This is a genomic window from Aeromonas sp. FDAARGOS 1409 (assembly GCF_019048705.1).
GTDB classification, from domain to species: Bacteria; Pseudomonadota; Gammaproteobacteria; order Enterobacterales; family Aeromonadaceae; genus Aeromonas; species Aeromonas sanarellii.
The window spans coordinates 455590-478728 of sequence record NZ_CP077395.1 but is presented as its reverse complement, the minus strand read 5'-3'; the positions used below and the strand labels follow the sequence as shown (position 1 = coordinate 478728).

Sequence of the window (23139 nt, the reverse complement as noted above, 5' to 3'; positions counted from 1 at the left end):
TCTCTCAAGGCGTTTGCCAGACCCGTTACTGGTCTCGCAGGTTAAACGGACGAATGTAAGGCAGTGCTTCGGTGTCCAGGGACGTGCCCTTGGAGCCGGTACCCACGCTACCCAATCCTTTCATTTCAAATTGAATGCCGAGGCTGCGCTCGGACGTCGGGGCCATGTTCACGTTGTCTGGCGTATTGACCCACTCCAGGTTGAAGTTGATGCTCCAGCAGCAGGAGTCGTACTTCAGGCCCACCTTGCGGTCCACTTTGACGTTCTGGTCGAGCTCCTGATAGTAGCCTCCGTAGAGATGCCACTGGTTGTTCAGCGGCGTGGTCAGCAGCAGGCCTATCTGGTTGAGATCCGTCACCTGGCCCTTGTGGTCCAGGTCGTAGTTGGCGTCCCGCACGAAGCGGTGGTTCAACTGGCTGATCAGCTTCTCGTGGCGATATTCCAGGGCGCTGTTGGCGGAGCTTATCTGGCGCTGCTCCACATCATATTGCGCCCCGGCATGGGCATACCACTGCTCGTTGATCTTGGCGTCCCCCTCGAACGACAGCGGCGAGCGGGTATTGGTGCTCAGCTCGTCGCTGCTGTAGAGCTTGACCCTGGGGGCCACGAAGTCGAAGGCTTGGGCAACGGCCAGCCGGATTCGTTCATCCCCGGCCGGATCATAGATGCGGGTGGTGACCCCCACTGAGAGCCGGTTGGAGTCGCTGATCCGGTCAAGACCGGCGTAGCGGCGATCGCTGAACAGGCTGTAGTAGTCCTGGCGCATGGTGGTGGAGTCATAGACGCCTATGTTGTCCTGATCCTTGTAGGGCACGTAGAGGTACTGGAACTCCGGCTCCAGGGTCTGGTTGGCCCCTTCCCCGAACCACTGCTGGTCGCGCTCGAAGGTCATGCCGCCCTTGAGGCGGAACGAGGGCAGCACCCGGGTGATGACGCCTTCCTCCAGGGTGACGTCTCCCCCTTCTCGCGGGGTAAAGCGGTTTGTGAAGGTGCTGCTCATGTTGTCAGGCACCGTCTGATCGTAACGGGTGTACATCAGCTTGTACTGGCTGTCGAGGAAGTAACCGGCTTCGTCCACCAGGGGGATGGTCAGGGTCGGGGCCGTGTAGAAGCGGGTGCCGGTGTAGGCCTCCCCCTTGTTCTGCTCGACGGCCTGGTCGTTGTTGTAACCGAAGTTGGTGAGCTCTGTGTTCCAGGCCAGATCGTACCAGTTGCCCTGCTGGTAGTAGTTGTGGTTGATGCGCGGCATCAGCTCGTGGGGCTGCTGGGCGCTGGCCAGCAGGATCTGGTAGGTCCGCACCTCGGCGTTGAGGTTCCAGTTCTGCTGGAAGTAGCCGGCTTTCAGGGACTGCTGCAGCTGGTTGTCGACCTGGGTCCCCACCTTGGGGGAGAAGTCGTTGAAGTAGTTGTAATCCTGATCCCGCACCTTGGTGTAGTCCACCGACACCTGCAGGGCGTTGTCCAGGAACCTGGAGGTGTGGCGGGCGTTCAGCAGGTAGCGGTGCCCATCGGACAGGTAGTCGTTGAGGCTGTCCGTCTCGTCGTACTGCTTGTCGTCCGCCAGGTTCTCGAAGTAGAGGCTGCCGGTGTGGGCCGGATCCGGCATGTAGCGGAACTCGACCTGTTCCATCAGGCCCCGTCTGTCCATGAAGCGGGAGGTGATGGTGGCATCGTAGTTCGGCGCTATGTTCCAGTAGAACGGCTGGGTGATGTCCATGCCGTTCTTGGAGCTCTGGGTATAGCCGGGGTAGAGCAGACCGGTCTTGCGCTCGTCCTTGATGGGGAAGTTGATGTAGGGGAAATAGAAGACCGGGTAGTCATAGAGCCAGAGGCTGGCATTCCAGGCTTCCCCGAACACCTCCGACTGGTCGATGTCGATGCTGCCTGCCTTCAGGGTCCAGGCTTCCTGACCCGGCGGGCAGGTGGTGTACTGGGCGCCCTCCAGGGTGATGTTCTGGTTGTTGTTGGTCATGGTCACCTTCTCGGCGAAGCCGCGTACCGGTGAGCCATGAACCTGATACTTGCCCTCCTCCAGTTCGGAGTTCTTGGTGTCCAGGTTGGACTTGAGGGTCTTGTCGCTGGTGACCGTGATCTGGCCGTCGTTGTAATAGATGTTGCCGATGGCGATGACATCCCGGCTCTTCTGGTCCAGCTGGGCATAATCGGAGTCGAATTTGCGCACGCCCTGACGCACCTTGACGTCACCCTCGTAGACGGCAGTCTCGCCCTGTTTGGCTTCCAGGCGATCGGCATCCACCTCGACGGGCAGGGCGTTGGCGTCCTCGTTTGCGCTGGGTTTCTCTATCTTGGGCACATAGTCATAGCAGAGGCTGTCGAGGATCCCGGTGGCGGGTGGCGCATTGAGTGGCGCTGCCTGGACCATGAGCGGACTCAGGGCAGGAACAAGGCTGATGGTCAGGGCGATGGGACAGGAGTACCCCAGTGTCCATTTTGTCATGTGAAAGGCTCGCGCAATCCGTAGTAAAAACGGTTGATTCAGGGCATGCATTTTATGTCAGGATCCATCGAGTTGACATTGCATGTCATTGCTTTATGTTAGCCGGCAATGATAAAGCATTATTGCGGCCAGGGCTAACAGCCAAGTGCTGCTTTCCAATTTGGTTCCCGACTCATGCACGATCGCGCTTCCCTGCTTTTGCAATGGGCACGCCGGATTTCCGGTGACGCCAACCTCCCGTTGACCCTCATTTCCGGTGACGCCAGTTTTCGCCGCTACTTCCGTGGTGGCGGTCTGGTGTGGGTGGATGCTAATCCGAAAACCGAAAAAAATCATGAATTCGTTCGCAATGCGGCCGCCCTGCATGCCGTTGGGCTGCTGGCGCCCGAGGTGAGGGTGGTGGACTACGAGCAGGGGCTGCTGGCGGTGACGGATCTCGGGGATACCCAGCTCATCGGCTGCCTGAACGATGACAACGTGCTGGCCTGGTACGGCAAGGCCATCGCCCTGCTGCCGAGACTGGGGGCGGTCGCGCTGGCGCTCGAGCCCTTCGATGAGGCCTTCATGGCGCGGGAGAACGCCATCTTCCCCGAGTGGCTGCTGGGCCACCACCTGCAGTTGACGCTGAGCGCCCAGGAAGAGCAACTGCTGGCGGAGACCTTCGCCTGCCTCACCGCGAACAACCTGGCCCAGCCCCAGGGGGTGATGCACCGGGACTTCCACAGCCGCAACCTGATGGTGTGTGGTGGGCAGACCCCGGGCGAGAGCGAACTCGCCATCATCGACTTCCAGGACATGGTCACGGGGCCGCTCAGCTACGACCTGGTCTCCCTGCTGAAAGACTGCTACGTGCGCTGGCCTGACGAGGTCATCGAGCAGGGCATGAGTCATGGCTTCGAGGTGCTGAGCCAGGCGGGGCTGCTCGGCGGGCTCGACTATGCCAGCTTCCGCCGCCACGCCGACCTGACCGGCATGCAGCGCCACCTCAAGGCGGCGGGGATCTTCACCCGCCTCTGCCATCGCGACGGCAAAGCCGGCTACCTCAAGGACATCCCCCGTACCCTGGGCTATGTGGTGGATGTCTGCCACACCCATGGCGCGACCTACCCGGTGCTGGCCCGCTTTGGCCAGTGGCTGGAGCAGGTGGTACTGCCCGGGCTGGCCCGCACCGGAGTGGCGTCATGAAGGCGATGATCCTGGCCGCCGGTCGCGGCGAGCGGATGCGCCCGCTCACCGACAGCCTGCCCAAGCCGCTGCTGGCGGTGGGGGGCAAGCCGCTCATCGTGCACCACATCGAGAAGCTCAAGAGCGCCGGGGTAAGCGAGCTCGTCATCAACCACGCCTGGCTCGGCCACAAGCTGGTGGAAGCCCTCGGCGATGGCAGTCAGTACGGCGTGGCTATCCGCTGGTCGGCAGAGGAGAGCGCGCTCGAGACCGCAGGCGGCATAGTGCAGGCGCTGCCGTTGCTCGGCAGCGACCCCTTCCTGGTGATCAACGGCGACACCTGGATAGATGCCGACTATGCCACCCTGGTGCGCCAGCCCCTGGGGGAGGATCTGGCCCACCTCTGGCTGGTGCCCAATCCACCCCAGCACCCGCAGGGGGACTTCTCCTTGCAAGGGGGGAGAGTACTGGACGCACCTGCCCTCACCTTCAGCGGCGTGGGCCTCTACCACCCCTCTGCCTTTGTCGGCCTCCCCTCTGGCGCCCGCAAGCTGGCGCCCCTGTTGCGGGAATGGATGGCGCTGGGCCGGGTCGGCGGCAGCCTGCTCGCCGGCGAGTGGCGCGACATCGGCACCGTGGAGCGGCTGCGCGCGCTGGATGAGCAACTGCTTGCCGGCACTCACTAACATCACGAGGTCTTGAACCATGCGTATTTGGGGTAAGGTGCTTGGCGCCTTCTTCGGTTTTCTGCTCGGCAACATCTTCGGTGCCCTGCTCGGCCTCTGGATAGGCCACCGTTTCGATCGGGGCATGGGCATGAGTTTCCGCCGCGCCCCCAGCCAGCAGCAACAGGCGGTCTTCTTCCACGCCACTTTCGCCGTCATGGGCCACATCGCCAAGGCGAGCGGCCAGGTCACGGAGCACGAGATCCGGGTCGCCTCCAACCTGATGGACAGGATGCGCCTCTCTGGCGAGCAGCGGGTGCGGGCCCAGGAGTCCTTCCGTCAGGGCAAGGAGAGCGACTTCCCGCTGCGGGACACCCTGGCGGAGTTTCGCCAGGCGAGCCAGGGGCAGCGGGACATCCTGCGCTTCTTCCTCGAGGTGCAGCTGCAGGCCGCCTTTGCCGATGGCAAGGTGGAGGCCAACGAGCGCGCCATCCTGCAGACCATCGCCGACGAGCTGGGTTTCAGCCGCATCGAGCTGGCGCGGATCCTGGCGATGGCCGAGGCCCAGATGAACTTCTTCCATCGCCAGCAGCAGGGCGGCGGGCAGGGGCAGCAATACCGGCAGGAGCCCCCTTCCCGGGACCGCCTCAAGGACGCCTACCAGCTGCTGGGGGTGAGCGAGAGCGACAGCGATCAGGAGATCAAGCGCGCCTATCGCAAGGAGATGAGCAAGCACCACCCGGACAAGCTGGCCGCCAAGGGGCTGCCGCCGGAGATGATGGAGATGGCCAAGGAGAAGGCCCAGGAGATCCAGCAGGCCTGGGAATGGATCCGCGAGGCCCGCGGCATCCGTTGAGTCCTCGCCGACTCCAGTCCATAAAAAAATGCCCGTCGATGACGGGCATTTTTGTCTGCGCGGGTCGGGATCAGTGGCTGTCGACCCAGACGAACTTGAGCACGAACAGCAGGGCGACCACCAGCACGCAGGGGTTGATCTCGCGCCAGCGGCCGGTGCCCGCCTTCATCACGCAGTAGGAGATGAAGCCCACGGCGATCCCCTCGGTGATGGAGAAGCTGAACGGCATCATCACCGCGGTCATGAAGGCCGGCACCGCCTCGGTCAGATCTTCCCACTTCACCCGGGTCAGCTCGGAGCACATCAGCACGCCTACGTAGATAAGGGCGCCGGCGGCGGCGTAGGCCGGCACCATGGCGGCGACCGGGGAGAAGAAGATGGCCAGCAGGAACAGCACGCCGACCACGATGGCGGTCAGACCGGTGCGACCGCCGACGGCGACGCCTGAGCTGCTCTCGATATAGGCAGTAACGGAAGAGGTGCCCATAAAGGCGCCGCCGACGGAGCTCACGCTGTCCACCACCAGGGCCTGTTTCATGCGCGGGAAGTGGCCCCTGTCATCCGCCAGCTTGGCGCGGTTGGTAACGCCGATCAGGGTGCCGGAAGAGTCGAACAGGTTGACCAGCATAAAGGAGAAGATGATCCCGGCGAGGCTGATGTCCAGCGACCCCATCAGATCCAGCTGGCCGAAGACGGGGGCAATGCTGGGCGGCACCGAGACGAACCCCTTGAAGGTGACATCCCCGAACAGCCAGCCCAGCGCCGTGGTGACCACGATGGCGATCAGCACGGCGGAGTGGACGCCGCGGGCGGAGAAGATGCAGATCAGGAAGAAGCCGAGCAGCCCCAGCAGGCAGGGCAGGGAGGTGAGGTCCCCCACGGTCACCATGGTCGCGGGGCTCGCGACCACGATGCCGGCATTGTGCAGGCCGAGCAGGGCGATCAGCAGGCCGATGCCGGCGGTGATGCCGACCCGCAGGGTGAGCGGTATGTTGGCGATGAGCCAGTAGCGCACCCGCAGCAGGGTGAGGATCAAGAGCCCCAGGGCGCCCCAGAAGATGGTGCCCATGCCGACCTGCCAGGAGTAGCCCATGCCGGCCACCACCACGAAGGCGAAGAAGGCGTTCAGGCCCATGGCGGGTGCCAGGGCGATGGGCAGATTGGCCAGCAGGCCCATCAGGATGCTGCCGATGCCGGCGATGAGGCAGGTGGTGACGAACACGGCCTGGGTGTCCATGCCCGCGGCAGAGAGGATCTGCGGGTTGACGAACACGATATAGACCATGGTCAGGAAGGTGGTGATGCCGGCGATGACCTCGGTGCGGACCGTGGTGCCGTGGCCTTTCAGGGCAAACAGACGCTCGAGCAATCCTTGCCCGGCAGCCGGGCTGGCGGTCTGCCCGGTAGCGTGATGTGGTTGATTCATGTTGGATTCCAATGGGTAACGTGAAATAAGCAGCAGGAGGCCGCACCCATCCATGCGGGGTGAAGGGCCCTGTCTCTGGCGATGAAGTGACCAGACTCGTCCTGATACCGTGACAGCGCGCACATTTTCACACAGGCGGCGGCGTTTACAAACCCCGGATCTGCGAGGCGGATCAATGAATAGAGCAAAAATTCAAACGTTTGCCCTTGGAGGGGTAAAAACGGGGCTCGATAGAACCTTCTCTGTGGGGGCCATCAACGGCTCTTCAGGTAGCGCTCGATAAGCTGGCTCAGCACGGCATCGCTCTGCTCCAGCAAGGGAGCCAGATTCGCTCCCATGCGCTGCAGCAACAGGCCGGCTTGCGCCTCGCTCAACTTGCGCCCCTCGATGAGGAACTCCTGCTCCGGCAACTGCTTGTCGTGGCGGGGGAGCAGCACCCAGCTGACCCGCCCGGGTTCGATGGCGGCAAAGACCCGGCTGGCCGCGGTGCAGAAGGTGTCGATGTGCTGCTTGCCATCCGGACCCAGACAGCCGGGTTCGATCCGGATCTGGATGGTGAGTCTGGTCGTGGTGGGTTGGGTCATGGTTCTATGCTGCCAGGGTAGGGAGGGGAATTGTAAGCCAGGAGGCGATAAAAAGGGGAGCCCGGGCTCCCCTTGTCCGCATATGCAGCTCGCTTGTTGCAATGGACGCGGTGCGGCTGGCCGCACCAATCGTTCCCTTTACTTGGCGATGCGCTTGTTGCAATGGACGCGGTGCGGCTGGCCGCACCGATCGTTCCCTTTACTTGGCGATGCGCTTGTTGCAATGGACGCGGTGCGGCTGGCCGCACCAATCGCTCCCTTTACTTGGCGATACGCTTGTTGCAATGGACGCGGTGCGGCTGGCCGCACCAATCGCTCCCTTTACTTGGCGATGCGCTGGTTGCAATGGACGCGGTGCGGCTGACTGTACCAATCGTTCCCTTTACTTGGCGATGCGCTTGTACTTGGCACGGCGCGGCTGGACGGCCTCGGCGCCATAGGTCTTCTTCTTCCACTCTTCGTATTCGGTGAAGTTGCCCTCGAAGAACTCGATCTTGCCCTCGTCCTGGTAGTCCAGGATGTGGGTGGCGATGCGGTCGAGGAACCAGCGGTCGTGGGAGATGACCATGGCACAGCCGGGGAACTCCAGCAGAGCGTTCTCCAGGGCGCGCAGGGTTTCGATGTCCAGATCGTTGGTCGGTTCGTCCAGCAGCAGCACGTTGCCGCCGGTCTGCAGCAGCTTGGCCAGGTGCAGACGACCGCGCTCGCCACCGGAGAGCTCACCGACCCGCTTCTGCTGATCGGAACCCTTGAAGTTGAAGCGGCCGATATAGGCGCGGCTCGGGAACTCGTAGTTGCCGATGCGCAGGATATCCTGGCCGTCGGCGACTTCCTCGAACACCGTCTTCTTGTCGTTCATCTGGTCGCGGAACTGATCCACCGAGGCCAGCACCACGGTGTCACCCAGGGTGATGGAACCGGAGTCCGGCTGCTCCTGACCCGACATCATGCGGAACAGGGTCGATTTACCGGCACCGTTCGGGCCAATGATGCCGACGATGGCCCCCTTCGGAATGGAGAAGGAGAGATCGTCGATCAGCACTCGATCACCGTAGGACTTGCGCAGGTTGGCCACCTCCACCACCTTGTCGCCGAGGCGGGGTCCGGGCGGAATGAACAGCTCGTTGGTCTCGTTGCGCTTCTGGTAGTCGTTGGTGTTGAGCTCCTCGAAGCGAGCCATACGGGCCTTGGACTTGGCCTGACGGCCCTTGGGGTTCTGGCGAACCCACTCCAGCTCCTTCTCGATGGACTTGCGACGGGCGGCTTCGGAACTCGCTTCCTGGGCCAGACGCGCGTCTTTCTGCTCCAGCCAGGAGGAGTAGTTGCCTTCCCAGGGGATGCCCTCGCCACGGTCCAGCTCCAGGATCCAGCCGGCCACGTTGTCGAGGAAGTAGCGGTCGTGGGTGATGGCCACGACAGTGCCCTCGTAGTCGTGCAGGAAGCGCTCCAGCCAGGCCACGGATTCCGCATCCAGGTGGTTGGTCGGTTCGTCCAGCAGCAGCATGTCCGGCTTTTCCAGCAGCAGGCGGCACAGGGCCACGCGGCGGCGCTCACCCCCGGAGAGGTGCTTGATCTGGGCATCCCAGGCCGGCAGGCGCAGGGCGTCGGCCGCGCGCTCCAGCTGGTTTTCCATGTTGTGGCCGCCCTGGGCGGCGATGATGGCCTCCAGCTCGCCCTGCTCGCGGGCCAGCTTGTCGAAGTCGGCGTCCGGATCGGCGTAGGCCGCATAGACCTCGTCGAGGCGCGCCATGGCGCGTTTCACCTCGCCGACCGCCTCTTCGACCGCCTCGCGCACCGTCTGCTCAGGATCCAGCTTGGGCTCCTGGGGCAGGTAGCCGATCTTGATGCCGGGCTGCGGGCGGGCTTCCCCTTCGATCTCGGTGTCGATCCCGGCCATGATGCGCAGCAGGGTGGATTTACCGGCGCCGTTCAGACCCAGCACGCCTATCTTGGCGCCCGGGAAGAAGGAGAGGGAGATGTTCTTGAGAATATGACGCTTGGGCGGCACTACCTTGCCGACCCTGTTCATGGTGTAAATAAATTGAGCCATTGGCTAATTCTCTTCCTTTTCAGCAGTTTAATGTCGTGACATTAACAGACTGATGTCGTGGTGGGGCCGGGTCGACGAGCCGTCAACCCGGTTCCAAAAAACCCGTCGATTGTAAACCAATGGGGAGGGGGCGGCAAAGCCGGGGAGCGGGGAGCCAGGGGGCTGGCGAGCGGCCGAGAGGCGGCAGCGGACAGGAGCGTGCCGGGCCCTGTCTTAAGATTTCCTTAAGCCTGGCCCGATAGGATTCGTGCGGATGAGATGGCCGGTGAGTGGTGCTCAGCGTGGCAGCCGGCGCTCCTTGGCCGGATCCTGCCCCGAGTAGTAGAGCACCCGCTGCACGTACTCCTGGGTCTCCCTATAGGGGGGCACGCCGCCGTGGCGCAGGACGGCCTGCTCCCCGGCGTTGTAGGCGGCGCTGATCCTGACCCAGTCCGGGCCAAACTGCTTCTCCAGCCACTTCAGGTAGATCATGGCGCCACGGATGTTCTGCCGGGCGTCGAACGGCCGGGTCACGCCGAAACGGGCCTGGGTTTCGGGGATGAGCTGCATGACCCCTTGCGCCTGCTTGGGGGAGACGGCGGCACTGTTCAGATTGGACTCGGCGATGGCGATGGCCAGCGCCAGCTGGGGGTTGACTCTGTGGCGCTTGGCCGCCTGGCGGATCATGCTGGCCAGCTGCTGCTTGCTCGTGGATTGCCGGGCCAGGTAGCTGTCCTGATCGAAGGGGGTGCTGGGCCGCACCCAGGGGGCGCCGCCTCCGCTGCCACCGACGCCACAGGTGCCGAGGGGGGCGTTGCCGACCCGCTCGTTGTAGTAGCGGGCGGCCTGCTGATTGCCGAGGCGCATGGCCATGGCCAGGTAGGCGTTCGCGTGGCGCGCGTTGCGTATCCCCTGGGGGCCGCGAGCCAGCAGGCGACCGATGCGGTAGTAGGCTTCCGGGTTGCCCAGGCTGGCGGCGGTGCAGTAGTGGGCGATGGCCTGCCTCGGGTTGCCGCGCTCCATGGCGGCGCCCTGGCGCAGGGCGCTCATCGCCTTGGGGGCCTGGCGAAATGCATCGGCATGGGCCGATGCCGTGGTCAACAGCAGGAGCAGCCCCCAGCCCCAGGCGCAGAGTCTCTGCATGATGGTTACCTCGTTGGCTTGTCCGGAAGATATAGGTTCTCCACGGGGTGGCTGCCAGCCAGACGATGGAACATGTGGTTATGTGTCAGGTCATCAGAGACGAAAACGGTATGGAACTTTTAGGCGGGAGAAGATCCTGCTGGTGGTGACGACCTGAGGTGCGGGCAGGGCCGCGCTGTTGTGCTGCCCCTCTTAGTTGATGCGATTGTTAGTTGTCGGGTGATAGACGGCGATCATCATGATGTAATACCTTGTATTTGTGCGGGTTCTGGCGCTCAGTCCACCTTCTTCATGATGTGCGCAACAGGATCCCTTGGATTATTTTCATTGTCGGGAAGCTCATATGGGTGATTCAGTCGATGTGTCAGTCGTAGTACCAGCCAAGGATGAACGGGACAATCTGGCTCCCCTCATCAGTGAAATAGACGCCGCTCTGGGGGGCGGATACGAGTACGAATTGATCTACGTGGATGATGGCAGCGAGGATGACAGCTATGCCCTGCTGTGCGAGCTGAAGTCCCGCTTCACCAGGCTGCGGGTGGTGCGCCACGCCAGGGCCGTCGGCCAGAGCATGGCGGTGCTGAGCGGGGTGCGCCAGGGGCGCGGCGACTGGCTGGTGGTGCTGGACGGCGACGGCCAGAACGATCCGGCGGACATTCCCGCCATGCTGGAGGAGGCCAAGCGCCGTTTCGCGGCGGACAAGAGCCAGGTCGGGCTCATCGGCCACCGTGTCACTCGCCGGGATGACTGGGTGAAACGCCTCTCGTCCAGGCTGGCGAACGGTTTTCGCGATCTGCTGCTGCGGGACGGCATCCCGGATACCGGCTGCGGCCTCAAGGTGGTGCGCCGCGACTGGTATCTGCGCCTGCCCGGCTTCAACCACATGCACCGCTACATCCCGGCCCTGATCCAGGCCCAGGGGGGCCGCATGTCCCCCTGGCCGGTCAACCACAGGCCGCGGCAGGCGGGCGTTTCCAAGTACGGCGTCTGGAACCGGCTCTGGGTCGGGCTGGTGGACGTGGTCGGCGTCTGGTGGTTGCAGCGCCGCTCCAAGGTGGTCGAGATCCGGGAGATGCTGGAGTGATGGACACCCTGCTTTCGTTGTCATCGGTCTGGCTGGACCGGGATGAGGTCGCCCCCCATGTCGGCGGTTTGAACCGGGGAGGGCGGCGATGATCGATGCCCTGCTTTCCATGGAGCTGACCTGGTTTGACTGGACGGGTCTGCATGTCACCGGCTGGAAGCTCATCGGCTACACGGGGGCGCTCATGTTCGGCGGGCGCTGGCTGGTGCAGTTCCTGGCCTCGAAGCGGGCCGGCCGGCCCGTCATTCCCCGCCTGTTCTGGTACATGAGCGTGCTCGGCAGCCTGATGACGCTCAGCTACTTCATCTTCTCCCCCAAGCAGGACTCCGTCGGCGTGCTGCAGAACCTCTTCCCCACCTTTACCGCCCTCTACAGCCTCTATCTGGACATCCAGCACAGAGGGTGGAAGCGGGACAAGGTCGTCGACGACTATGAGGTTCGTCATGGTAAATGATCGTTATCTGCTCAGGCAGGAGTCGCTGGGCTGGCTGCTGCTGATCGCCCTGGTGGTGCTGGGGGCGGGCCTCGGCCTGCGGGATCCCTGGCCCGCCGACGAGCCGCGCTTCGCCCTGATCGCCAAGGAGATGGTGGAGAGCGGCCAGTGGCTCTTCCCCATGCGCGGCGGCGAGATCTACCCGGACAAGCCCCCCCTGTTTATGTGGGGGATAGCGATAGGGTATCTGCTGACCGGCTCCATCAAGGTGGCCTTCCTGCTGCCCTCCCTGCTGGCGGGCCTGCTGACCATCGCGCTGGTGTGGGATCTGGGGCGCCGGCTGTGGAGCGCACAGGTCGGCTTCATGGCCGGTCTGCTGCTGCTCTTTACGGTCCAGTTCACCCTGCAGGCCAAGACGGCGCAGATCGATGCGCTGGTCACCTTCTTCATCACCTTGGGGGTCTATGGCTTCGTCCGCTTCCTGCTCTGTGGTGGCGGTTGGCGCTGGTACTGGCTCGGCTGGTTCGCCGCCGGGCTCGGCATCATCACCAAGGGGGTGGGGCTGCTGGCCCTGCTGATCCTGATCCCGGCCGTCTGGACCCACAGGGAGAAGATCCGCGCCGCCACCAGGGGCGATTGGCTCAAGGGGCTGGCGGGGCCGCTCTTTATGGTGCTGGCCATCGCTCTCTGGCTGGTGCCCATGTTGCTCGCCGTGGCCCAGAGCGGGGATCCCGTGCTGCAGGCCTACCGGGACAACATACTGCTGCGCCAGACGGTGACCCGCTATGCCAACGCCTGGCACCACGTCAAACCCTTCTGGTACTACCTCACCTCGGTGATCCCGCCATTCTGGCTGCCGCTCTCCCTGCTGCTGCCCTGGCTGGTGGTGGCCTGGCGCAAGGCCATCCAGGGGCAGGACAGGCGCATCATATTGCTGCTCGGTTACCTGGTGCTGGTGATCCTCTTCTTCTCGGCCTCGCCGGGCAAGCGCGGCGTCTATGTCACGCCGGGTACGCCGGCGCTGGCCCTGCTGACGGCTCCCTTCGTTGACGATCTGCTGGCGCGGGTCTGGCCTGCACGCCTGCTTGGGGGGCTTGGCTGGCTGCTGGGGATCATCTGTGTGGGCGGGGCGGGGGCGCTGGCCTTCAGCGCCAGGCTGGCGAGCAGACTGGGGGATCTGGGCCCGGCCCCCTGGCTGCCCCTGCTGGCGATGGGGGGCGCGCTGCTGCTGGTCAATGCGCTGCTGCGCCGGGCGCCGCTCAGTGCCCTCCTCTGTTCGCTGGCGGTGGGGTGGTTCATCTACTCCAGCTGGATCTGCGTGAGGCTCAACGACATGCGCACCCCGGAGGGGGTGATGGCGCTGGCGGCGGAGCGGGTGCCTGCGGGGAACGAGCTGCTACTGGCCGGTTTCAAGGAGCAGCACCTGCTGTTCAGCCAACGGCCCCTGCGACATTACCCTTATCTGATGGGGGATGGGGAGCAGGCGCGCGAGGCGGCGGCCTGGATTGCGGCCGCTCCCGGTCGTTGGGTGCTGGGCGCAGCCGATCTGATGGCGGTCTGCTTCGACGCAGATCGCATGGAGAGCCTCGGCAACCGCCACCGCACCGACTGGCTGCTGGCCGGGCCTGAGGCCCTCAAGCCGGCCTGTCGCGGTCTCAGCCCACAGATAGCACCCTTCAGCTATGCCCCCGGGCCCTGAGCCCGGACGGCAGGAGAGTAAGCCGGATAAACAGAGGGGCTGCCATTGGCAGCCCCTTTCTATTGGATGATCCTGTACGGTCAGATCCTGTAGTACTCCCTGTACCACTTCACAAAGCTCTCGACCCCTTCGGTCAACCCTACCTTGGGGCGATAGCCGGTCGCCTCGAACAGCGCCTCTGTGTCGGCCCAGGTGGCGAGCACGTCGCCGGGCTGCATGGGCAGCATGTTGCGGATCGCCCGTTTGCCGAGCGCCGTCTCTATGGCCTCCACGAAGTCCAGCAGCCGCACCGGGCTGCCGTTGCCGATGTTGAAGAGGCGGTAGGGGGCCGGGCTGGCATCCGTCTGCCCCCGCCAGTTGGCATCGCCGACCGGTGGCCTGTCCGCGACCCGCACTATCCCCTCCACGATGTCGTCCACATGGGTGAAATCCCGGCTGAGCTGGCCCTGGTTGTAGATGTCGATGGGCTCGCCCTTGAGGATGGCGCGCACGAACTTGAACAGCGCCATGTCGGGGCGACCCCAGGGACCGTAGACGGTGAAGAATCGCAGGCCCGTGGTGGGTAGGCCGTAGAGGTGGGAGTAGGAGTGGGCCATCAGCTCGTTCGCCTTCTTGCTCGCCGCGTAGAGAGAGACAGGGTGATCCACTCCGTCCGAGGTCTTGAACGGCATCTGCTCGTTGAGGCCATAGACCGAGCTGGACGAGGCGTAGACCAGGTGCTGTACCCCGTGATGGCGGCACCCCTCCAGCACGGTCAGGGTGCCGGTGAGGTTGCTGTCGGCGTAGGCGAAGGGGTTGTCCAGGGAGTAGCGGACCCCGGCCTGGGCGCCGAGGTGGATCACCCGCTCGAATTGCTCCCGGGCGAACAGCTCGGCCATGGCGGTGCGATCGGCGAGATCGAGGCGCTCGAAGCGAAAACCGGGCAGGGGGCCGAGCCGCGCGAGGCGCGCCTCCTTCAGGCTCACCTCGTAGTAGTCGTTGAGGTTGTCGATGCCGACCACCTCGTGGCCCTCGGCGCACAGCCGTCCAGCCAGGTGAAAGCCGATGAAACCGGCGGCGCCGGTGACGAGATACTTCATCGCGGCTGCCCCAGACCGTGCGCCTGTTCCAGGCTGTCGCCTCGGCCGATGGCGTAATAGGTGAAGCCGCGCTGGCGCAGGCGGGCCGGATCGTAGAGGTTGCGACCATCGATGATGACGGCTTGCTTCAGGGTGCGCTGGATCAGCTCGAAGTCGGGGGCGCGGAACTGCTGCCACTCGGTGCAGATGAGCAGGGCATCGGCGCCCTTGAGGGCCGCCTCCTGGGTGCCGCACAGGGTCAGGTCGTCCCGCAGGCCGTAGAGGTGCTGGGCCTCTTTCATGGCCTCGGGGTCGTACGCCTGCACCTTGCCGCCGGCGGCCCAGATGGCGTCCATCAGCACCCGGCTCGGGGCCTCCCGCATGTCGTCTGTGTTGGGCTTGAAGGCGAGCCCCCAGAGCGCGAAGGTGCGGCCGCTCAAGTCGGCGCCGAAGTGCTGGTGCAGCCGCTCGGCGAGCCTGTGCTTCTGCCTGTCGTTGACCTGTTCCACCGAGCGCAGCAGCGGCGCCTCGCAGCCCGCCTCCTTGGCGGTGTGGATCAGCGCCTTCACGTCCTTCGGGAAGCAGGATCCGCCGTAGCCGCAGCCCGGATAGATGAAGTGGTAGCCGATGCGCGGATCGGCGCCTATGCCCTTGCGCACCGCCTCGATATCGGCCCCCAGCTTCTCCGCCAGATTGGCCATCTCGTTCATGAAGGAGATCTTGGTGGCCAGCATGGCGTTGGCGGCGTACTTGGTCAGCTCGGCGCTGCGCTCATCCATCTGGATGATGCGATCGTGCTGGCGGTTGAAGGGGGCATAGAGCTCCTCCAGCAAGGCGAAGGCATGGGACGAGCCGGTGCCGATGATGATGCGATCCGGTCGCAGGCAGTCACTGACGGCGGCCCCCTCCTTGAGAAACTCGGGGTTGGAGACCACCTCGAGCGGCAGCGAGACGCCGCGCTGGTGCAGGATGGCCTCGATGTGCCGACGCACCCTGGTCGCGGTGCCGACTGGTACCGTACTCTTGTTGACCACCACCTTGCCCGTTTCCATCAGGCGGCCTATGGTGCCCGCCACCGCCAGCACGTGCTGCAGATCGGCTGAGCCGTCCTCATCCGGCGGGGTGCCGACCGCGATGAAGATGAGCTCGGCGAAGCCCACCCCCTCGGCCACGTCCGTGGTGAAGTGCAGGCGACCGGCCTGGTGGTTGGCCTGCACCATGGGGGCTAGGCCGGGTTCGAAGATGGGGATGATGCCTTCTTTCAGCTGGCCGACCTTGGCGGCATCCACATCCACACAGGTCACCTGGTGGCCCATCTCGGCCAGCACGGCGGCCTGGACCAGACCCACATAACCTATTCCGAATACGGCGACTCTCATCTGCGGCGACTCCTTGGGGGCAGAGATTTGCGAGGCCCCATTCTAGAACGATTCATTGTTGGTAACAGCGGGATCCGTCCGGTTTTTCAGCCTGGGGCCAGGGTGGCGCGGGAGAGAGTGGCTGATCTTGGTGCAGGGGTTGTAACGCAGGGCTGACGAGCACCATTTTGGTGCGTATCGCCACCGTCTTGTGATCCGGCTCACTGAAATCGGACACTGTGGTCATAAACGAAGTCCCGATCCACGGGGCTCGCCACCGCCAGTGCTGGCGACAGACACTCTTTTCACTTCGCATGGACACCCGGTTATGGACAACACCCCCCGCTCTGCGCACCCGCTCTATGAGGATGTGCTCGCCCTGCTGACCGCGGCAGGCTTCGTCTCCCTCGGCATCTTCCTGTTCCACCAGGTCGGCCTGCTCACCGGCGGCACCGCCGGGCTGGCGCTGCTGCTGCAGCAGGTGACCGGCATCAGCTTCGGCCTGCTGTTCTTCGCCATGAACCTGCCGTTCTACGCCCTGGCCTGGCTCAGGATGGGGCCGCGCTTCACCCTCAATACCTTTGCCGCCGTGGCCACCGTCTCCTTCATGACGGATCACCTCAACGCCGTGCTGCAGATAGGCAAGATCGAGCCCGTCTACGCGGCGCTCATCGGCGGCACCCTGATCGGCATGGGGTTGCTCATCATGTTTCGCCACAAGGCGAGCCTGGGTGGCTTCAATATCCTGGCGCTCTTCATCCAGGACAGGTTCGGCATCCGGGCAGGCAAGCTGCAGATGGGACTGGATTGCGTCATCGTCGTCGCCTCCTTCTTCGTGGTTTCCCCCTGGCTGCTGGCACTCTCCGTGGTGGCCGCCATCATCTGTAACCTGGTGTTGACACTCAATCACAAGCCGGGCCGCTACCAGATCGCCTGACCAACCCCGCAGACAAAAACAAACAGAGCGCCCGAGGGCGCTCTGTTTGTTTCTGAATCTCACCAATATGCCGGCCAATCACACCACCATGGGTTGTCCCGTCTCGGGGTGGTGGATGGCTGGTACGGGATGGTCGTGGACTGAGAGGGCGATGCGCCCGCCATCACACCGCCATGGCGGACTGCCCCGTCTCGGGATGGTGGATGAACGGCATCACACCACCATGGGTTGTCCGGTCTCGGGGTGGTGGATCACCTGGGCCGGGTAGTCGTAGAGCCGGGCGATGAGCGCCGGGGTGAGCACCTCGGCCGGGGGGCCGTCCGCCATCAGGCGACCGCGCTCCAGCATCACCAGCCTATCGGCGTAACGGGCCGCCAGATTGAGGTCGTGCAGCACCACCAGCACGGCGGTGTTGCGACCGGCCAGGGCGCGGGCCATGGTGAGCAGCTGGTGCTGGTACTTGAGGTCGAGGGCCGAGGTGGGTTCGTCGAGCAGCAGCAGCCGCGCTTGCTGCGGTTCGTCCGGGGCCTGCCAGATCTGGGCCAGCACCCGGGCGAACTGCACCCGCTGGCGCTCCCCGCCGGAGAGGCCGGGGTAGAGGCGGCCCGTCAGGTGATCCACCCCGGCGTGGGTCATGGCGGCACGCACAATCTCGTCGCGTCGGCTGGCGGGCTCGCTGTGGGGCAGTCGCCCCATGGCCACCACCTCCTCGCACAGGAAGGGGAAACTCAGGGACGAGCTTTGCGGCAGCACCCCGAGCCTGTGGGCCAGCGCGTTGCCGGCCCACTCCTGGCGTTTCTGGCCGAACAGGGCGATGGTTCCCTCATGTGCCAGCTCGCCGGTCAGGCATTTGAGCAGCGAGCTTTTTCCGGCGCCATTCGGGCCGAGCAGGGCGGTCAGACTGCCGGCCTGCAGCTCGAGATCCAGGCGGTCCAGAATGAGGCGGTTGCCCAGGCGGAGGCTGAGCTCCCGGCAGACAAGCAGGGGGGGGGATCCGGGCAAGGTGACGTTCTCCTGTTACAGCGTCCGGCGGCTCTTGACCAAGAGCCAGATGAAGAAGGGCACCCCCAGCAGGGCGGTGATGATGCCCACCGGCATCTCGGCCGGTGCCAGCAGGGTGCGGGCCAGCATGTCTGCCCCCAGCAGCAGGCCTGCCCCCAGCAGGGCCGACAACGGCAGCAGGCGGACATGGTTGGGCCCCGCCAGCAGCCGCACCAGGTGAGGTACCACCAGGCCGACGAAGCCGATCATGCCCGCCACCGCCACCGCCACGCCGACCCCGGCGGCGGTGAGCAGGATCAGCCGCCGCTTGAGGGACTGCACCTGAATGCCGAGGTGGCGCGCCTCCCCTTCACCCAGCAGCAGGGCGTTGAGGGGGTTGGCATCGCGCAAGAACAGAATGAGCAGGGCAGCCAGGGTCAGCAGCGCCAGCGCCACGTCCACCGGCTTGCCCGCCGCCAGTGACCCCATCTGCCACAGACTCAGGTTGCGCAGCATCTGATCGTCGGCGAGATAGGTGAGCAGGCCGAGCACGGCGCCGGACAGCGCCGTGATGGCGACCCCGGCCAGCAGCATGACGGTGACCGAGGTGCCCCCCTCCCGGGTGCCGAGCAGATAGACCAGGGTGGTGGTCAGCGCTCCGCCGAGGAAGGCGAGCAGGGGCAGCAGGCCGATGCCGAGCAGGCTCTGCCACTGTTGGCCGAGGGGGGCCAGCAGCACAATGGCCAGCGCCGCGCCGAGCGCCGCGCCGCCGGAGACCCCTATGATGCCGGGGTCGGCCAGCGGATTGCGAAACAGCCCCTGCATCACGGCGCCGCAGAGGCCGAGAATGCCCCCCACGGCGATGCACAGCAGGGTGCGTGGCAGACGGATCTCCTGCACGATCAGCATCTTGTGTGCCTCAATCCCGCTCTGTTTGCCGGCGAACAGGGCCTGCAGGCTCTCGCCGAAGGAGAGCGACATGGGACCGGTGGCGAGGGAGCCGACCAGCAGCAGGGCAAGCGTGCAGCCGGTGAGCGCGAGCAGCCAGGGCAGCGGCAGACGCATCATGAACCCTGCTTGATCCACTGGGCTATCTGGTTGGCCTGCTGCAAGGATCTCAGGCTGAGCCCCCCTTGCAGGGCGTGACCGTCGATGGCATGGATGGCCCTGTTCTTGCCTGCCGGGGTGGCGGCCAGGGCCGGCACCTGGGCCAGCACGCTGTCGATATTCTGGAATTGCTGCCAGTCGCGACCGCTCACCAGCACCAGATCCGGTTGCAGCTCGATAAGGGATTCGGTGGAGACGGGCTTGTAGTCGTGCAATTGGACGACCGGGTTGACGCCGCCCGCCAGAGTCACCAGGGCGCTGGCGGTGGTATTGCCGCCGGCGATGCTGGTGGGTTGGCCCTTGTGCAGCAGCAGGAAGGCGACCTTGAGGGGCTTGTTCTGCTTCGCCTGGGCCGCCAGCTTGTCGCTCTGGGCGGCGATCTCCGCCTTCAGTCGGGTGCCGGCGGCTTGATTGCCCAGCAAGCCTGCCAGGGTGTCGATCCGCTCGTTGAGGTTGGCCAGGGTCGGGGCCGTGGCCATGACCTTCACCTCGACGCCGGCCCGGCGCAATTGATCAAGCGTGCTGCTCGGACCCATCTCGTCGCTGCCGACCACCAGGGTCGGAGCCAGGCTCAGGATCCCTTCGGCGGCGAGGGCGCGGTGATAGCCGACTTTTGGCACGCCCCTGGGCTCCGGACTGCTGACATCGGTGGCGACTAGGCTCTGCTCGCCCCCCAGCGCCAGGATGAGTTCAGTAGTGGCAGGGCCTATGCTGACGATACGCTCCCCTGCCATGACGGATGGGGAAGAGAGGGAAAGGGCACAGCCGAGCAGGCTGAATGCGAGGGCAAAACGACGGCCCATGGGAACCTCCGAAGGGTGAGTGGGATTGCCGCCGAGAATATCAAGCGCAGAAGAAAAATGCACTGATAATGAAATCGATTATCAATTGCATTGGGTGGGCTGCTTTATTACAGTATCCGCCGCGATACCGAGCACCATCGCCAGATCATCCAGGGGAGAACCGATGAGCATTGCACAACGCATTCACGCGCTGCTGGAGCAGGATCCCAGCGCCCATCCTTCCATCATCGCCACCCAGCTGGCCGTCAGCGAATGGGAGGTGGTGCGCCACCTGCCGACCGAGCTGGTTACCCTGGTGCCCGCCGAGCAGGCCGAAGCCCTGCTGGCGGAGCTGGCCGGCTGGGGGCCGATGACCACCATCGTCGAGTCAGACGGCTCCATTTTCGAGGTGAAAGCCCCCTTCCCCAAGGGCAAGACGGCCCGTGGCTACTACAACCTGATGGGGAGGGACGGCGAGCTGCACGGCCACCTCAAGCTCGACAACGTGGTCGGCATTGCCCTGGTCAGCAAGCTGTTCATGGGCAAGGAGGGGCACTCCTTCCAGTTCTTCGGCCACAGCGGTCGCTGCATTTTCAAGATCTACCTGGGGCGGGACGAGCAGCGTCGGCTGCTGCCTGACCAGGTGGAGCGTTTCAAGGCACTGCGCCACCAGTATCAAGAGGAAGTGAAAGCATGAGTGAACGTCAGGAGCGCCTGCAGAACCGCCTGCAACCGGAGATCCGCGAATTTCGTGACGGTTGCCGCACCCTGCAGCTCGCCACCGTGGACAGTGAGGGCAATCCCAATGCCAGCTATGCCCCCTTCGTGCTGCAGGAGGATGGCTACTATGTGCTGATCTCCGAGATAGCCCGCCATGCCCGCAACCTGCAACAGGTGCCCAAGGTGTCGCTGATGCTGATCGAGGACGAGACCGGCGCCCGCGAACTGTTCGCCCGCAAGCGCCTCACCTTTGACGCCGTGGCCGAGGTAGTGGCCCGCGACGACGTGCGCTGGGAGAAGGCCATTACGGCGCTGGAAGGGCGCTTCGGCGACATCGTCAAGGGGCTCTCCAACCTCAAGGACTTCGTGCTGTTTCGCCTCAAGCCCGAGCAGGGACTGTTCGTCAAGGGTTTCGGCCAGGCGTTCCGGGTCTCCGGCGACGAGCTGGTGGATTTCGTTCACCTGGTGGAAGGGCACCGTCCTATCGACAACAAGCGCATGAACAACGGTGCCGAGTTGACCAGCGAGACGGATGCACCTGTCTGACGAGCGGGACATGAGATGAAAAACGGGCAGCCTGGGCTGCCCGTTTTGTTGTCCGGATGACCCGGGTCACTCCTGCCAGGACGCCTTGTTGGGGAAGGCGTCGCGATCGGCCTGGGTGGCGGTCTCGTTGCACTCCCCCCGGATCTTCCAGGAGGTCTGGCTGAGGACGATGTAGCCGGTGCGGCAATAGTTGCGCGCCGCCAGCGTCTCGGTCAGCTGCTCGTCCTGTAGCGCCTCGCGGCGCTCCAGCAGGCTCTTGCTGTTGCGGCTCAGCCGGCTGTCATCCTCCTGCAACCGACTCGGCAGGACGTCGAGTGGAGCAGCCTCGAAGGTGAAGCGCTTGCTCCCCTCTTCGTTGATATGGGTGTGAAACAGGGGGGCCCGACCGCCCTGCGCCGTCCCCGGCAGACCGGAGCAGGCGGTGATCGCCGGTAACGACAGCACGAGGGCAACGACAGAGAATAGACGCACACAAGACTCCAAGCAGGTGATCACGGAAAGGCGGGCAGCTTAGCACGCCAGCGCGGGCTGAGCGGGAGCGAGCAGTTCATCCGTGGTGAGCAGGGTCACGCTTCTGCCCTGTGGCAGGCTGAGGTGCCGCCACATGAAGTGGTGGTGCTCGATGATCTGCTCGGCGCTCAGGTGAGGCCTGTCTGCCGTGGTGTGGGCGTCGGTCACCGCAAAGACGTCAAACCCCTGGGCAGCGGCACTGCGCAATGTGGTGTCGACGCAAAAGTCGGTGGCGCAGCCGCAGATGAGCAGCCTGTCCACCGGCTGTTCCGCCAGCAGGAAGCCGAGCTCGGTATCGAGGAAGCTGTCGCAGGCGGTCTTGCGTACCCGGCTGTCATGGGGAGTCGGTGTCAGATCGGCGTGCAGTTGCCAGCCAGCACTGCCAGGTTCCAGTTCGGAACCCGGTTCGTCGTGTTGCACATAGATGACACGCCCGTGTCGGGCCCGCACGCCGTCAGCCAGGCGATTGACGTTGGCGATGACCCGGGCGTCCTGATGACGGGGGTTATCAAACAACCCCTGTTGCATGTCGATGACGAGTAACACATCCATATGAAATCCTTGGGCTATTTTCAGGGTTGCAGCCACTGGCTGCAGTCACGGCTTCGGGATTGATGCAGTGCGCCCATATCTTGCTTCATTTCCTCTGCATTTAGCCAGCGTTCCGGCAGGGGGGCTATGCGCACCCTGACGTCGGCATCCCGCCCCGGGGCCGCCTTGTCATCCGTTTGCGGCACGATCAGCGCCACCTTGAGCGCCGGGTTGCGGCTCGCGATGCGGCTCGCGATGCCAAGCCCCCCCTCCACGTGGAAGTTGCCGGCGATGTGCATGATGCGCCGGCCGGGATGCTTGGCCAGATAGTCCACCATGCTCTCGGCCATGGTGTCGTCCCAACTGGTCTGGGCGGCGAAGCGGCGGGCATTGCCGTCCGCATCCCCGTGGTGCATGGAGGCCATGAATTTCTGCCGGTAGCCGTCATCGGCGAGCGTAAGGGTTCGGGCCAGCTGGCTGCGGCGGTTGGCGGGCAGCGTGTCGAGCCACTCGGGACCCTCCTGGCCGACACAGCTCACCAGCGGCTTGGGGGCGTTGGCGGCGATCACCGGCAGGTGTTGCGCCTTCGCGAATTCCACCAGGGGGCGGTAGTCGCTCGGGTAATTGGGCCAGGCGTGGCCGTCCCGGATCAGCGCCGCCTCGCCGATGCGCCCGGCCAGGTAGGCATCCAGCACCGGCTGATCGGCGCGGCTGAACTGCTCCATGGAGAGCACCAGGGCCCGGCCATCGACGCGCGACATGCCGGCCAGTTCCGCCAGCAGGTTGGCCTGCATCAGGTGCACGGCCGGATGGCTGTGCAGCTCGCCCACCAGCACTATGTCGGAATCCCTGACCTTTTCCACCGCCTGGGCGAGGCTGAGGGGGCTGTCGTCCGTCCCCTTGCCAAGCTGGTAGTGATAGAGGGTCTGGGGAGGCTGGCTCTGCGGCGGGGTGGCACAGGCGGCCAGCAGCAGGGGCAGGGCGAGCAGGGGGAGTCGTCGAGTCATGGCATCTCACAAATGGCAAGGGCACTGCACCATACGATGGCAGCATGGCGGGCGGAAAAAA

At 64.6% G+C, this 23139-nt stretch carries 22 protein-coding genes; 9 read left to right on the top strand and 13 right to left on the bottom strand.

What is annotated here, in order from left to right; translation table 11 throughout:
• Window positions 1–25 precede the first annotated feature (25 nt).
• Window positions 26–2458 carry an LPS assembly protein LptD gene (gene lptD / locus I6L39_RS02205; RefSeq protein WP_042074236.1) on the bottom strand — a complete coding sequence of 811 codons (2433 nt, stop codon included), beginning with the start codon at window positions 2456–2458 and terminating at the stop codon, window positions 26–28.
• Between the two features lie 174 nt (window positions 2459–2632).
• Here lptD and I6L39_RS02200 point away from each other — a divergent pair, with 174 nt between their 5' ends.
• Genes I6L39_RS02200 through djlA form a run of 3 tightly spaced genes read left to right on the top strand, consistent with a single transcriptional unit; the run spans window position 2633 to window position 5143 of the window.
• Window positions 2633–3643 (top strand): aminoglycoside phosphotransferase family protein, encoded by a 1011-nt coding sequence (locus tag I6L39_RS02200; protein ID WP_042074234.1) that lies wholly within the window; start codon window positions 2633–2635, stop codon window positions 3641–3643.
• On the top strand, window positions 3640–4308 hold the full coding sequence (murU, locus tag I6L39_RS02195; RefSeq protein WP_216990907.1) for an N-acetylmuramate alpha-1-phosphate uridylyltransferase MurU: 669 nt from the start codon (window positions 3640–3642) through the stop codon (window positions 4306–4308). The genes I6L39_RS02200 and murU overlap by 4 nt, the downstream gene beginning before the upstream one ends.
• 19 nt (window positions 4309–4327) lie before the next feature.
• Window positions 4328–5143, top strand: coding sequence for a co-chaperone DjlA (djlA, locus tag I6L39_RS02190; protein ID WP_042074232.1), 816 nt, complete (start codon window positions 4328–4330; stop codon window positions 5141–5143).
• A 70-nt stretch (window positions 5144–5213) separates the two neighbouring features.
• On the opposite strand, the gene I6L39_RS02185 is transcribed toward djlA, so the two are convergent.
• The 4 genes from I6L39_RS02185 to I6L39_RS02170 form a co-directional block, all read right to left on the bottom strand.
• The gene (locus I6L39_RS02185; RefSeq protein WP_216990906.1) at window positions 5214–6569 is read right to left on the bottom strand and encodes an NCS2 family permease; all 1356 of its coding nucleotides are present in this window, start codon (window positions 6567–6569) and stop codon (window positions 5214–5216) included.
• A gap of 254 nt (window positions 6570–6823) precedes the next feature.
• Complete coding sequence (locus tag I6L39_RS02180) at window positions 6824–7153, bottom strand: hypothetical protein (RefSeq protein ID WP_216990905.1); 330 nt, start codon at window positions 7151–7153, stop codon at window positions 6824–6826.
• Window positions 7154–7535: 382 nt separating this feature from the next.
• Window positions 7536–9203 (bottom strand): energy-dependent translational throttle protein EttA, encoded by a 1668-nt coding sequence (gene ettA, locus I6L39_RS02175; RefSeq protein WP_103261487.1) that lies wholly within the window; start codon window positions 9201–9203, stop codon window positions 7536–7538.
• Between the two features lie 276 nt (window positions 9204–9479).
• Complete coding sequence (locus I6L39_RS02170; RefSeq protein WP_042075010.1) at window positions 9480–10325, bottom strand: lytic transglycosylase domain-containing protein; 846 nt, start codon at window positions 10323–10325, stop codon at window positions 9480–9482.
• Between the two features lie 343 nt (window positions 10326–10668).
• On the opposite strand from I6L39_RS02170, the gene I6L39_RS02165 reads away from it, so the two are divergent.
• From I6L39_RS02165 to I6L39_RS02155, 3 genes are all read left to right on the top strand, one after another.
• A complete protein-coding gene (locus I6L39_RS02165) occupies window positions 10669–11409 on the top strand; it encodes a glycosyltransferase (RefSeq protein ID WP_202211648.1) in 741 nt (246 codons plus the stop codon).
• Window positions 11410–11497: 88 nt separating this feature from the next.
• Window positions 11498–11863 (top strand): lipid-A-disaccharide synthase N-terminal domain-containing protein, encoded by a 366-nt coding sequence (locus I6L39_RS02160; RefSeq protein WP_042075006.1) that lies wholly within the window; start codon window positions 11498–11500, stop codon window positions 11861–11863.
• Entirely contained in the window at window positions 11853–13541 is a 1689-nt protein-coding gene (locus tag I6L39_RS02155; RefSeq protein ID WP_254203718.1) for a glycosyltransferase family 39 protein, read from the top strand. Before I6L39_RS02160 ends, I6L39_RS02155 begins: the two co-directional genes overlap by 11 nt.
• Window positions 13542–13621: 80 nt before the next feature.
• Here I6L39_RS02155 and I6L39_RS02150 read toward each other — a convergent pair whose 3' ends face one another.
• Both I6L39_RS02150 and I6L39_RS02145 read right to left on the bottom strand, forming a co-directional pair.
• Window positions 13622–14620, bottom strand: a complete 999-nt coding sequence (locus I6L39_RS02150) for an NAD-dependent epimerase (protein ID WP_103858415.1) — start codon at window positions 14618–14620, stop codon at window positions 13622–13624.
• The gene (locus tag I6L39_RS02145; RefSeq protein WP_216990903.1) at window positions 14617–15978 is read right to left on the bottom strand and encodes a UDP-glucose/GDP-mannose dehydrogenase family protein; all 1362 of its coding nucleotides are present in this window, start codon (window positions 15976–15978) and stop codon (window positions 14617–14619) included. Before I6L39_RS02145 ends, I6L39_RS02150 begins: the two co-directional genes overlap by 4 nt.
• Before the next feature lie 307 nt (window positions 15979–16285).
• Between I6L39_RS02145 and I6L39_RS02140 the strand changes: the two genes are divergently transcribed.
• Window positions 16286–16894: a YitT family protein gene (locus I6L39_RS02140; RefSeq protein WP_216990902.1), complete on the top strand. Its 609-nt coding sequence runs from the start codon at window positions 16286–16288 to the stop codon at window positions 16892–16894.
• A gap of 213 nt (window positions 16895–17107) precedes the next feature.
• Here the strand turns inward: I6L39_RS02140 and I6L39_RS02135 are convergent, their stop codons facing one another.
• The 3 genes from I6L39_RS02135 to I6L39_RS02125 are packed head-to-tail and all read right to left on the bottom strand — an operon-like array spanning window position 17108 to window position 19785.
• Window positions 17108–17896, bottom strand: coding sequence for a heme ABC transporter ATP-binding protein (locus I6L39_RS02135; RefSeq protein WP_216990901.1), 789 nt, complete (start codon window positions 17894–17896; stop codon window positions 17108–17110).
• 15 nt (window positions 17897–17911) lie between these two features.
• Entirely contained in the window at window positions 17912–18943 is a 1032-nt protein-coding gene (locus I6L39_RS02130) for an iron ABC transporter permease (protein ID WP_216990900.1), read from the bottom strand.
• The gene (locus I6L39_RS02125; RefSeq protein WP_209794649.1) at window positions 18940–19785 is read right to left on the bottom strand and encodes a hemin ABC transporter substrate-binding protein; all 846 of its coding nucleotides are present in this window, start codon (window positions 19783–19785) and stop codon (window positions 18940–18942) included. The genes I6L39_RS02130 and I6L39_RS02125 overlap by 4 nt, the downstream gene beginning before the upstream one ends.
• A 163-nt stretch (window positions 19786–19948) precedes the next feature.
• On the opposite strand from I6L39_RS02125, the gene hutX reads away from it, so the two are divergent.
• Both hutX and hutZ read left to right on the top strand, forming a co-directional pair.
• Complete coding sequence (gene hutX / locus I6L39_RS02120; RefSeq protein WP_042074993.1) at window positions 19949–20461, top strand: heme utilization cystosolic carrier protein HutX; 513 nt, start codon at window positions 19949–19951, stop codon at window positions 20459–20461.
• Window positions 20458–21030: a heme utilization protein HutZ gene (hutZ, locus tag I6L39_RS02115; RefSeq protein WP_216990899.1), complete on the top strand. Its 573-nt coding sequence runs from the start codon at window positions 20458–20460 to the stop codon at window positions 21028–21030. The genes hutX and hutZ overlap by 4 nt, the downstream gene beginning before the upstream one ends.
• A 66-nt stretch (window positions 21031–21096) precedes the next feature.
• On the opposite strand, the gene I6L39_RS02110 is transcribed toward hutZ, so the two are convergent.
• The 3 genes from I6L39_RS02110 to I6L39_RS02100 are packed head-to-tail and all read right to left on the bottom strand — an operon-like array spanning window position 21097 to window position 23078.
• On the bottom strand, window positions 21097–21501 hold the full coding sequence (locus I6L39_RS02110; RefSeq protein ID WP_202211639.1) for a hypothetical protein: 405 nt from the start codon (window positions 21499–21501) through the stop codon (window positions 21097–21099).
• A gap of 39 nt (window positions 21502–21540) precedes the next feature.
• On the bottom strand, window positions 21541–22092 hold the full coding sequence (locus I6L39_RS02105) for a cysteine hydrolase family protein (protein WP_216990898.1): 552 nt from the start codon (window positions 22090–22092) through the stop codon (window positions 21541–21543).
• A gap of 20 nt (window positions 22093–22112) precedes the next feature.
• Window positions 22113–23078 carry a ChaN family lipoprotein gene (locus I6L39_RS02100; RefSeq protein ID WP_216990897.1) on the bottom strand — a complete coding sequence of 322 codons (966 nt, stop codon included), beginning with the start codon at window positions 23076–23078 and terminating at the stop codon, window positions 22113–22115.
• Window positions 23079–23139: the final 61 nt, after the last annotated feature.